This is a genomic window from Cupriavidus sp. SIMBA_020 (assembly GCF_046535395.1).
In the GTDB taxonomy this organism is placed as follows: Bacteria; Pseudomonadota; Gammaproteobacteria; order Burkholderiales; family Burkholderiaceae; genus Cupriavidus; species Cupriavidus campinensis.
This window is the reverse complement of the sequence record NZ_JAWRWU010000992.1, coordinates 1-258: the sequence shown is the minus strand read 5'-3', so window position 1 is coordinate 258 and position 258 is coordinate 1. Positions and strand designations below refer to the sequence as shown.

The following is a 258-nucleotide window of genomic DNA, read 5'->3' as shown; positions in this document are numbered from 1 at the left end:
ATCGTGTCGGCTGGCGCTTGCCACGCGAATTGGCATCGCTAAAATGGCGCCCGCCATGAGACCAGCCGCCATTCTTCTCGCCGCGCTCGGCTGCGCGGCGAGCGCCCACGCCAGCCCCATTCCGTCCGACGCCGCGTCGGTCGGCACATACTTCTCCTATGACAATTTGGCCGCCGACGCGACCGTCGACCTGATCGACAACGCGCAGCGGCGCGTGCTGCTGGCCGGCTATGCGCATGTGCCGCCCGCGGTCGCGGC

At 69.0% G+C, this 258-nt stretch carries 1 pseudogene; it reads left to right on the top strand.

The window, feature by feature from the left end:
- Positions 1 to 43: 43 nt before the first annotated feature.
- Positions 44 to 258: pseudogene (locus tag SB751_RS32445) on the top strand (hypothetical protein); the annotation flags it as partial.